We start from the raw sequence: 8,765 nt of genomic DNA, 5'->3' as shown, positions 1-8,765 counted from the left end.
CGGAACGGAGGAAGATCAATTTTCGTATAGGACATATTGCAAATAACTGACTACTAATTATAGTAAGGTGTATTTAATAAAAATAGTACCGGTTATTGCGGAATAAAAAATAACCATAATGGACAAAAAAAAATTTACCCCCGAGCACAATAAATATACTTTACCGGTATTTACCGGGATATTCATCTGCAGGTTTACGTACTTTTTATACCAGTTGTATACTCCCTGCCCTTGCGGTATATTATAAGTTTGTAACTTGCCACGGTATCCGGAAGCCATGCCTGTTATGATAACCGGCCCGGTACCTGAACACCTTTAGTTTCATTACTATGTCTAAAGTATCCATTCTTGGCCTGCAGCTGCCAACAGACCCTCGCTGGGTGAACCTGGCTTCCATTTCCCTGGAGGCAGTATTAACCGACCATGCTTTTTGCGAACAGAAGGCTGCTACGGCCTGCATATCACTGATACAGCGCTATCCTGAAAAAGACCGGCTGGTGCAGGACCTGGCACCTATTGTTACAGAAGAATGGGGCCACTTCCGGCAGGTGCTGGCAGAAATGAAAAAAAGAGGTTTTTCCCTGGGCAAACAACGCAAGGATGCTTATGTAAATGAGCTGATGCTGCACCAGGTAAAAGGCGGCACTGCTGAAGAACAGCTGCTGGATAAGCTATTGATATGCGCCCTTATAGAAGCCCGTAGCTGTGAGCGTTTCCGCCTGCTGAGCGAAGGGCTGGAAGATGAATACCTCCGTGATTTTTACCGCAAGTTCATGATCTCTGAAGCAGGGCATTACCGCCTGTTCATTGACCTGGCGCATGAATATATTCCCGAAGAAAAAGTAAGCCCGCGCTGGCAGTACTGGCTGCAAACAGAAGCGGAGATCTTAAAGGGAATGGAGATTAGAGGGGATAGGATGCATTGATGATGTGCATATTAAAAGTTGAATCCAATATTTACATAAAACTTCAACCTCCCATCCTGGTCATTGTACATGAGGGAGCCTTCTATGGGCCCCAGGCGCGAGCTATAGCCAGCAGTAATGGAGTAGCCGCTCAGGTAACGGTAACGGGCATTTACATCGCCATTGAAATCATACAGTCCCACACCTATGCGCGGCAGTACGAACAGGTTCCTGAAAAGCTCATGCTGATAAGCGACTTGCGCAATTGCTGCGCTGGATGTTATTACCTCACCTTCATACAATCCCGGAAACGTTAATTGGTTATGCGCAACTTTGCTCAAGCCCCCTAACAGGTAACCATTGATCGGGGATTGATTATAATTAAAATTCACACCGCTACCCAGGTTCACCTCCAGCGCACTTCTGCGGCTAAACGGAAAGTAATATTTCATTTGCAGCATAGCATGCTGATAGTTCGGGAACTCCAGGCCGGTACTGTCTTCCGGCACCATTACCTCATCTTTATACAGGCGGTAGCTGGGATTTTGGTTAAACACCCAGCCTGTTTCAAACTGCAGGTCCATACCTTTGCGCGGATAGATCTTACGGTCCAGGGAATTAACGCCATAATACAAATAGCTGTTCATCTGGTTGCCATCTCCCTTCAATTCTTCTGATGATTCAAAGCTGGGCCGGAAGTGGAAATACTCCCAGCGGGTGCCAACGCCAATGGTCATAATACGGCTTAAGGCATACTGCATATGTATGTTAGCGTTAGCATACTTGGTGCGGTATTGCTGCTGGCGAATGAAATTATCGTACACATTCAACCCGTTATTTTCAAAGTACAGGCCCATGCCAAAGCCAAAGCTGCGGTTCCAGCCCAGGTATTTAAAGTACTCTGCTTCTACCCGCGGATTTTCACTGATAGCTACGGTTACGAATGAACGGGAATTGGGTACAATGAAATTCCTTTGTGTAATATTAATAATGGCGCTGGCATTGGTGAAAGTATTGTACAGCAATGCAAACTTTACATAGGTAAGGGGATTCTCCTCTACCTGTATGTTCATGGTGCCTTTTGCCGGGCCATCCGGTGTGAGGCTGTAGGTGATCTCTTTATAAAAACGGGTGCCAAACACGTTCTGTACGGCAGCCTTTAGCTGCTCCGGGTTATAACAACCGCCGGTTTTGAGGCCCAGGCGGCCCCGGAAGAATTTTTCGTCGGAATGCACCAACCCTGTTATGCTGATGCCTGTTAATTCTATGTCCGGCACAAAAGGCAGGCGGTCCTTTTGAAAAGGTGCGGTGGGATACAAGGCGTTCAGCGAATCGGCCAGGTGTTTGAACACCGGGTACATTTCCCGGCCTTTTTGTTTTCCTTTTTCGATAATAGAATCCACGCTGCCAAAGCTGGCGGCGGAATATTCCTCCATATCATGCCGGATATAAATATCACAGGCTTTGCGGGCTTCCTTAAAGTCAATAGCATCTTTATAAAATCCCAGCTGGTAAATGATATCTAATGGTGTGGTCAGCTGGTCGGCTTTGCGCAGGCCGCCGCTTACGTTAGAGCCTATCACAATATCCGCTCCCATTTCCTTGGCGGTGATCACGGGGAAGTTACGTACTACGCCGCCATCCACCAGCTTGCGGTCGCCGATCTTTACTGCGGTAAAAATAGAAGGGATGGCCATACTGGCCCGTATGCTGGTAATGATCTGCCCTGTGTCCAGCGTTACAATTTCGCCGGTGGCAACATCTGTGGCAATACATTTAAAGGGGATATTGAACTTTGAGAAATCTTTTATATCCCGCGCCGGCCAGCACAGGCGGGCCAGCTCCAGCCATAGCTGCTCACCGGTGATTACACCGGAAGCCAGCTTGGGTTTGCCATACTCAAACGGGATCTCTATTATATACTTATCGTATTCGCTTTTTTCTTCGTAGGAAATATCTTTCAGTGATGCCTGGTTGGCAAACAGGTTGTCCCAGTCCAGCTGGCGAGCCAGCGTTTCAATGGTATCGCCGGAATAACCCATGGCGTACAGGGAGCCTACAATGCTGCCCATGCTGGTGCCGGTGATATAATCGATCTTCAGCCCGGCGCTGTCAATAGCTTCTAAGATGCCTATATGGGCCAGGCCCTTGGCCCCGCCTCCGCTGAGTGTGAGCCCTATTTTAGGACGGCCTTTGTCCGACTGGGCCTGTACGGCGGCAGGGTAGCTACAAATTCCAAGAAATATAACGGCTAGTATTACGCTTAAAAACCTCATAGTAACTGTCCACAGACGCAACAAAGTATTGTCTAAAGTTAACGGATTCATCTGACAGTAAAGACGTATACCAGGGTTATTTCCCCTACAAAAGATTTAAATACTGTAATAATTTTTTATATCTTCTCCCCTGTTTTTATAAATCCTACGAATGAACAACTCGAAAAATGTGCAAAATATCTGGCAGGTGATCTTCGCATCTTCTGCCGGTACCCTTATAGAGTGGTACGACTTTTACATCTTCGGCAGCTTATCCGCCATTATCTCTGAAAAGTTTTTCCCGGCCACAAACCCTGACCTGGCCTACATTGCCACGCTGGCTACCTTTGCGGTAGGGTTTATTGTACGCCCTTTCGGGGCTATTATATTCGGCCGCCTGGGCGACCTGGCAGGCCGTAAATATACTTTCCTGCTTACGTTGCTGATCATGGGCGGCTCTACCTTTGCCATTGGGCTGATACCGGATTATAAAAGCATTGGCGTATTTGCACCCATTATTGTACTGGTGCTGCGCCTGTTACAGGGCCTGGCCCTGGGTGGTGAATACGGCGGCGCTGCTACCTACGTAGCGGAACATGCCCCCGACAACAAACGCGGGTATTACACCAGTTTTATACAAACCACGGCTACACTGGGTTTATTTGTATCACTGGCAGTAATACTGATCACACGCAATGTTATGAAACCGGAAGACTTCAGCAGCTGGGGATGGCGTATCCCTTTCCTGCTGTCAGTGGTGCTGGTGATCATGTCTTATTACATCCGCATCCGCCTGAAGGAATCGCCTTTGTTTGCACAGCTGAAAGCAGAAGGCAAAACCTCCCGCAACCCGCTTAAAGAAAGCTTTGGCAAAAAGGAGAACCTGCGCATGGTGCTGCTGGCGTTATTTGGCGCTACCATGGGGCAGGGCGTGGTTTGGTACACCGGTCAATTCTATGCGCTCTCGTTCTTACAAAAGACCATGCAGCTGGAGTTTGTACAGTCCAACGTGATCATTGCCATTGCGCTGGTGCTGGGCACCCCGTTCTTTATTTACTTTGGCGGATTATCTGACAGGATAGGCCGTAAGAAGATCATGATGGCTGGTATGCTGCTGGCAGCCCTGGCCTACTACCCTATTTACAGTGCCATGGATAATACCGTGAACCTGCAAAAGAAACAGGAGCTTACCGCTCAATTCCGGATAGAAAGTAACCTGAGCAGCAATAACGGCATCAGCACAGAGAAAACCACACGCATTCACAACTATTCGGATGGTACGCAGGTAAAGGAGATCTCTACGCTTACACAAGGCAAAACAGAAACCAAGAAAGAGATCACGCTGGGCTATTCTGCTATTATCCTGCTGGTAATACTGGTGTTTGTGCAGGTATTGTTTGTAACCATGGCCTATGCGCCTATTGCGGCTTTCCTGGTGGAGCTGTTTCCCACACGCATCCGTTATACGTCCATGTCATTGCCCTATCATTTGGGGAATGGAGTGTTTGGCGGTTTATTACCTACTATCTCTACCCTGCTGGTTACGCAAACCGGCAACCACCTGGCGGGGTTGATCTATCCGATCGCCATTGCGCTGATCTGCTTTGTGATTGGAATGGTATTTATAAGGGAGAAGGGACTGAATAAATATGAAATGGCAGTGGATTAAGAGAATTACGAATTGAGTACTTCATAAAAGAAAGTCCTGCGGTTTAAGCTGCAGGACTTTTATTATACCCGTCATTGCGATACGCAGTGTAAAGCTATTGTGCGAGGGGCGACGAAGCAATCCCCCGAATAGCAGGAGATTGCTTCGTTCCTCGCAATGACCTTTAGTTTAAACTTAGAATACGTGCAGCGGGGGTAATTAGCCCCTGAAGTATTTTTCTAACTCACTCCAATCCAGCTGTACGTGCTGCTCCTTCAGCTGCTGCACCTTGCGGGCGTAGGTTTGCAGGAATTGTTTGTGCTGGGGGCTTTCCGGGTTAAAGGGCTTGTGCTGGCGGGCACGGTTCAGATCATGGATGGATCGCAGGAGCTGCTGGCTATCCGGATGAATGCAGTTATTTACGAACTGCTCCCATACATAATGAATGGCGGTTTCATTGGGATGCACCAGGTCGTCTTTATAAAAACGGTAATCGCGCAGGTCGTCTATCACCAGCTCATAGGCCGGGAAATAGAACAGGCGGTCAAATTTATTTACCAGGTGATGCACGGCCTGCAGCAGTATAGCTTTGCTGAGGTTATTTTCCACCACTCCATCCCGCACATAACGTACAGGGCTGATCGTAAACAGGATATTAATATGCCGGTTGCGGAAGAACAGCCGGTGCATCATGTTATCCAGGGCACTGATGATCTCATCTACCGTAAGCAGCTTTTTATAGAAAGATGCCATGGGCACTTTATAGCAGTTGCCTGCCAGCTGCCCGGTTTCCTTTAATAAATAAGCATGTGCAGAACCCAGGGTGATCACCAGCCAGCGGGCTTCTTCCAGGCATTGTGCGGCCTGCGTTTGAGCGGCATTGATATTTTGCAGCGCTGCAGCAGGTGTTAGTGCGGAAAAGCGGCTGTGATGGTCCCAGCTATGCCACAGATCATTGTGCTGGAAAAGGTCTGCTTCCGTATACTGTTTAGCATCCAGGTAGCTGTGTATGGCATGGGTAATGCTAAGGGGGTTGTATAAAATACCATGCGGGTTCACCAAAGTCTGGAACAAATGCTGTTGCAGCTGCGCCCCCATTTCTTCCGCAAAACAAGACCCCATCAGCAACAGCCGGTCGCGGTAGTCGATGGGCGGTTCTATGGGCGTAATGGGAAAAGTAAGGCGGAAGTGCATGCTTGTAATTAATAATTAAGAATGAATAGTGAAGATCAGAGCGAAGTAGTAAATATCTGCTCCGCCAAACGCTGCGCAGCGGCTAATGCAGACTGGTTCATTGTTAGCGGCTCATTATGCTCATTACAGAACTGCAGCAGGTTTTCCGTGGCCAGGTTGCCTACCAGGTCGTCCTTAGCCATGGGACAACCGCCAATACCTTTAATGGTGCTGTCGAACCGGCGGCAGCCCTGCGCATAGGCGGCAGCCACTTTCTCCTCCCAGTTATGAGGGGCGGAGTGAAAATGCGCGCCAAACTCCACCTGCGGGTAAGCGGGTATAAGCGTGGAAAACAGTTTGGTAATGTTATCAGGTTCTGCTACGCCTACGGTATCTGCCAGGGAAATAATGCCAATGTCCATCTTTGTCAGCTCATCAACCCATTGCATGGCAATGCCCGCGTCATACGGATCGCCATAGGGATTGCCAAAACCCATAGAGATGTATACTACCAGCTGTTTGCGGTTCTTGATACACAGCTCCTGCATGGTTTGCACCAGCTCCAGGGATTCTGCAATGGTTTTATTGGTATTGCGCAGCTGGAATGTTTCTGATATGGAAAAAGGATAACCCAGGTAAGTAATTGGTTCGCACATCACAGCTTCTTCTGCCCCGCGCTGGTTGGCTACAATGGCCAGCAGCTTGCTGCCGTTTGCCGGAATATCCAGGTGCGACAACACTTCTGCCGTATCCGCCATTTGCGGAATAGCCTTAGGCGATACAAAACTGCCCAAGTCGATGGTATCAAAACCAACCTGCAACAGGGTATTGAGGTATTGGATCTTACCGGCCGTTGGAATGGGGTGATGCCATCCCTGCATAGCGTCCCGCGGACATTCGATTAGTTTCATGATCGATGATTTGAACCCGGATCTCAGCTGTATGATGCATCATACCTCCAAGGTCCTTTGCTTCATGGCTTCATATAAAATGATACCCGCTGCTACGGATACATTGAAGGATTCAAAGTTACCGGTCATGGGTATATGAAAAAGTGTATCTGCTGCTTTTAACAATGCGGGATACACCCCTTTATCTTCTGACCCCATGATCACGGCTACCGGCTCTTTCAGGTCGCAGTTGTACAGCCTGGGCGTGGCTTCCATTTCACTGGCCATTACTTTAATACCGTTCAGGTGCAGGGTGTCAATGGCTTTCAGCAGGCTGTTGACCCGGCAAACGGATATTTTTTCCAGCGCACCGGCAGAGGATTTAATGGCTTCCTCATTCAGCGCTGCAATCCCTTTATCCGGGATAATGATGGCCTGCGCGCCACAGCAAACGGCGCTGCGGGCAATGGCGCCAATGTTACGTACATCGGTAATACCGTCCAGGATCAGGAACAGTGGCGTAAGGCCCTGCTCTGTAGTGTGGGAGATCACATCCTGCAGGTCCAGGTAGCTGATCTGGCCTGTAATGGCAATAATACCCTGGTGATTAGCCTGTGTAAGGCTATTCAATTTCTCTACCGGTACTCCGTTAATGGGAATATTGTATTGTGCGGCGAGCTGCTTTATTTGCGGAATAATGTCGCCGGTAGCATTGCGCAGCATATAAATGCGCTCAATGGCCTTACCGGATTGTATTGCTTCTACCACCGGCTGCCGCCCTACAACCATGGAAGAGGCTTTGGGCTTGGGTGCAAAGGTGCGGCGGGTAGCGTTTTTACGAAAATCCATGCTGCAAATTACGAACTAATGTGCTAAATCTCCTTTTCCAGCATCATCAGCTTTATTTTCTGAATGGCGGCAATAGACATAGAATCGGTGATCTGGTGGTTTTTCACCATCTGGTAGGCTTGTTCAAAAGGAATGCGCCGCGTAGTGAGCTGTTCGGTTTCTTCCGGCTCCGGCGCACGCTGTTCCAGGCCGCGGGCCAGGTACACCAGGCCCTTTTCGTCAGATACAGAGTTAGAGAGGTGGATGTTTACAATAAGTGACCATTCTTTGGCTACCAGCCCGGTCTCTTCCAGCAGCTCACGCTGGGCAGAAGCCAGGGGCGCCTCATCCAGCGGGCCGCCGCCTTCCGGTATTTCCCAGGAGAACTGTTCCAGCGGAAAACGGTATTGCCCCACCAGGTAAATATATCCTTCCTCATCCAGCGCTACCACGCCTATAGCCAGGTTTTTGAAATGTACCACGCCGTAAATACCGGCGCCGCCATTAGGGTTAATGACCTGGTGTTCTGTAAGCCGTATCCATTTATTATCATACTGTACCTGGCTGGATAATATTTTCCAGGGGTTGTTGTGCACTGTTTCCATGTTATAAAAATATCAAACGCTCAGGTAATAGTAGTAGTAAATATCATCTTTCTCAAAACCTGTTTTTTCATACAGGGCCTGTGCGTTCACATTGTCGTTATGCGTTTGCAGCATGATCCATTTGGCATTGGTGGATTGGGCCAGCGCTTTGGCAGCATCGATCAGCGCGCGGCCTATGCCGGTATTGCGGTACTGCTCCCATACATACAGGTCGTTCAGCACCCAGGCGCGCTGCATACCTACGGATGTGAATAACGGGTATAGCTGTACGAAACCCAGCAGCTCTTCCCCTTCCTGCGCCAGGTAGATCACGCTTTCCCGGTTGCGGATCCGGTCAGCTATAAAGGCTTCTGCACCCGGCAGGTCGGGCGCCTGCTCATAGTGGATCCGGTAGGCATCAAACAAAACTGCTACTGCAGCGGCATCCTGTAAGGTGGCTTCTCTGATTGTCATGCTTAAAT

General features: G+C 48.9%; 8 protein-coding genes. 2 read left to right on the top strand and 6 right to left on the bottom strand.

Features of this window, described 5'->3' with window-relative positions; translation table 11 throughout:
* Positions 1-329 precede the first annotated feature (329 nt).
* Positions 330-926 (top strand): tRNA-(ms[2]io[6]A)-hydroxylase, encoded by a 597-nt coding sequence (locus KVT36_RS11730; protein WP_217603682.1) that lies wholly within the window; start codon positions 330-332, stop codon positions 924-926.
* A gap of 11 nt (positions 927-937) precedes the next feature.
* On the opposite strand, the gene KVT36_RS11725 is transcribed toward KVT36_RS11730, so the two are convergent.
* On the bottom strand, positions 938-3,181 hold the full coding sequence (locus KVT36_RS11725; RefSeq protein ID WP_217603681.1) for a patatin-like phospholipase family protein: 2,244 nt from the start codon (positions 3,179-3,181) through the stop codon (positions 938-940).
* A gap of 151 nt (positions 3,182-3,332) precedes the next feature.
* Between KVT36_RS11725 and KVT36_RS11720 the strand changes: the two genes are divergently transcribed.
* Positions 3,333-4,829, top strand: a complete 1,497-nt coding sequence (locus tag KVT36_RS11720) for an MFS transporter (protein ID WP_217603680.1) — start codon at positions 3,333-3,335, stop codon at positions 4,827-4,829.
* 198 nt (positions 4,830-5,027) lie between these two features.
* Here the strand turns inward: KVT36_RS11720 and KVT36_RS11715 are convergent, their stop codons facing one another.
* The 5 genes from KVT36_RS11715 to KVT36_RS11695 are packed head-to-tail and all read right to left on the bottom strand — an operon-like array spanning position 5,028 to position 8,757.
* A complete protein-coding gene (locus KVT36_RS11715; RefSeq protein WP_217603679.1) occupies positions 5,028-6,002 on the bottom strand; it encodes a GSCFA domain-containing protein in 975 nt (324 codons plus the stop codon).
* Between the two features lie 35 nt (positions 6,003-6,037).
* The gene (locus KVT36_RS11710) at positions 6,038-6,892 is read right to left on the bottom strand and encodes a hydroxymethylglutaryl-CoA lyase (protein ID WP_217603678.1); all 855 of its coding nucleotides are present in this window, start codon (positions 6,890-6,892) and stop codon (positions 6,038-6,040) included.
* A gap of 39 nt (positions 6,893-6,931) precedes the next feature.
* The gene (rlmB, locus tag KVT36_RS11705; RefSeq protein WP_254639960.1) at positions 6,932-7,720 is read right to left on the bottom strand and encodes a 23S rRNA (guanosine(2251)-2'-O)-methyltransferase RlmB; all 789 of its coding nucleotides are present in this window, start codon (positions 7,718-7,720) and stop codon (positions 6,932-6,934) included.
* A 23-nt stretch (positions 7,721-7,743) separates the two neighbouring features.
* Positions 7,744-8,304 (bottom strand): NUDIX hydrolase, encoded by a 561-nt coding sequence (locus tag KVT36_RS11700; RefSeq protein WP_217603677.1) that lies wholly within the window; start codon positions 8,302-8,304, stop codon positions 7,744-7,746.
* A gap of 12 nt (positions 8,305-8,316) precedes the next feature.
* Positions 8,317-8,757 (bottom strand): GNAT family N-acetyltransferase, encoded by a 441-nt coding sequence (locus KVT36_RS11695; RefSeq protein ID WP_217603676.1) that lies wholly within the window; start codon positions 8,755-8,757, stop codon positions 8,317-8,319.
* Positions 8,758-8,765 lie beyond the last annotated feature (8 nt).

Source organism: Chitinophaga sp. GbtcB8, assembly GCF_019091455.1.
GTDB lineage: Bacteria > Bacteroidota > Bacteroidia > Chitinophagales > Chitinophagaceae > Chitinophaga.
The sequence above is the reverse complement of the archived record's forward strand: the minus strand, read 5'-3'. Positions and strand labels throughout refer to the sequence as shown.

What these genes read in the sequence shown, in the direction of transcription:
- KVT36_RS11730 (WP_217603682.1), top strand. Translation starts at nt 330, where the DNA reads ATGTCTAAAGTATCCATTCTTGGCCTGCAGCTGCCAACAGACCCTCGC.
- KVT36_RS11725 (WP_217603681.1), bottom strand. Translation starts at nt 3,181, where the DNA reads ATGAGGTTTTTAAGCGTAATACTAGCCGTTATATTTCTTGGAATTTGT.
- KVT36_RS11720 (WP_217603680.1), top strand. Translation starts at nt 3,333, where the DNA reads ATGAACAACTCGAAAAATGTGCAAAATATCTGGCAGGTGATCTTCGCA.
- KVT36_RS11715 (WP_217603679.1), bottom strand. Translation starts at nt 6,002, where the DNA reads ATGCACTTCCGCCTTACTTTTCCCATTACGCCCATAGAACCGCCCATC.
- KVT36_RS11710 (WP_217603678.1), bottom strand. Translation starts at nt 6,892, where the DNA reads ATGAAACTAATCGAATGTCCGCGGGACGCTATGCAGGGATGGCATCAC.
- rlmB (WP_254639960.1), bottom strand. Translation starts at nt 7,720, where the DNA reads ATGGATTTTCGTAAAAACGCTACCCGCCGCACCTTTGCACCCAAGCCC.
- KVT36_RS11700 (WP_217603677.1), bottom strand. Translation starts at nt 8,304, where the DNA reads ATGGAAACAGTGCACAACAACCCCTGGAAAATATTATCCAGCCAGGTA.
- KVT36_RS11695 (WP_217603676.1), bottom strand. Translation starts at nt 8,757, where the DNA reads ATGACAATCAGAGAAGCCACCTTACAGGATGCCGCTGCAGTAGCAGTT.